Raw genomic sequence first — 1,663 nt, forward strand, 5'->3', positions numbered from 1 at the left:
CGGACGGTGTCCCCGCGGGGCTCACGGCCCGCTTCGAGTACGCCACCGATCTCTACGAGCGCTCCACCGTCGAACAGCTCGGCAGGCGCCTCGATACCCTCTGCCGGACCGTGGCGGAGAACGCCGAACTCCCCGTCCACCAGCTCGACCTCGTCCTCCCCGAGGAACGCCGCCACGCCCTGGAGGAGTTCAACGACACGGCCGCCGCCTCGCCGGACATCGGCGTCCACGTCGTCTTCGCCGCGCAGGCCGCCCGCACCCCTGACGCGATGGCCCTCGTCCAGGGGGACACGGCGCTCACTTACGCGGAACTCGACGCGCGTGCCAATCAGCTCGCCCACCTGCTGGTCTCCCGGGGCATCGGCCGCGGGGACACCGTGGCCGTGCACATCGAGCGCAGTCCTTCGATGGTCGTCTCGCAGCTCGCTGTCATGAAGGCGGGCGCGGCGTTCACGATGCTTGATGTCGACTACCCGGCGGACCGGCTCAACAGCCTGCTGGCACGGGTCGGGGCCGCCGCAGTCCTGGAGAACACCCGTTGGGCCGGCCGGCTGCGCGACGAGGGCGCGCAGTTCCTCGACCTCGACGCGCTAGCGCCGCGTATCGCCGCGCAGCCGACGAGCGCGCCGCGGTGCCCGGTGAGCGGCGACGATCCCGTGGTCGTGATGTTCACCTCCGGCTCCACCGGCCGGCCGAAGGGCGTCGTGGCACCGCACCGCGCGATCGTGCGGACCGTGCTGCGGCAGGACTTTCTCGGCTTCGGGCCCGAAGAGGTCTGGCTCCAGTCGGTGCCGGTCTCCTGGGACGTGTTCCTGCTGGAGCTGTTCGGGCCACTGCTGTCCGGGGCGACCTGTGTCCTCCAGCCCGGCCAGAAGCCGGACGCCATGGCCATTGCCGCTCTGGTGGAGCGCCACGGTGTGACCACGGCCTGGTTCTCCGCCGGGCTCTTCTCGGTGATCGTCGACGACTACCCGCACATCCTGGCACCGCTGCGGCAGGTGATCACGGGCGGCGAGGCCCCGTCCGTCACGCACCTGATGCGGGTCGTCGACCGGTATCCGCACCTGCGTCTCGTCAACGGGTACGGGCCGGTCGAGTCGATGGCGGTCAGTAATTGCCACCAGGTCGGCGAGCAAGACCGCGGCAGCGTCTCCGTCCCGATCGGCGAGCCCCTGGCCCGCACCCGGGCCTACGTCCTCGACCGCCACCTCGGCCTCACCCCGCGTGGCGCCGTGGGAGAGCTGTATCTCGCGGGAGACGGGCTCGCGCACGGCTACGTGGGCCAGTCGGGGCTGACCGCGGAGCGGTTCGTGGCCTGCCCCTTCGGGGCGCCGGGCGAGCGGATGTACCGCACGGGGGACCTCGTGCGCTGGCGCGCCGACCGGCGGATCGAGTTCCTCGGGCGCGGCGACGACCAGGTGAAGATCCGGGGGTTCCGGGTCGAGCCGGGCGAGGTCGAGGCGACGATCGCGGGCGCGCCCGGCGTGGCGCGTGCCGCCGTGGTGGTCCGGGAGGACCAGCCCGGCCACAAGCAACTCGTTGCGTACGTTGTGGGGGCCGACGGAGTCCCCGCCGACGCAGCCGCTTTGCGGGTTGCTGTGGCGGGGGTGTTGCCGGAGTACATGGTGCCCGCGGCGTTCGTGGTTCTGGACGCGTTGCCGTT

Annotated in this window: 1 protein-coding gene; it reads left to right on the top strand. The window is 72.0% G+C overall.

Features of this window, described 5'->3' with window-relative positions; genetic code table 11:
- Nucleotides 1-1,663: amino acid adenylation domain-containing protein (locus ACIP4O_RS30515; RefSeq protein ID WP_401579442.1), on the top strand; the 1,663-nt coding region annotated here is incomplete at both ends.

Source organism: Streptomyces sp. NPDC088923, from assembly GCF_044749745.1.
In the GTDB taxonomy this organism is placed as follows: Bacteria; Actinomycetota; Actinomycetes; order Streptomycetales; family Streptomycetaceae; genus Streptomyces.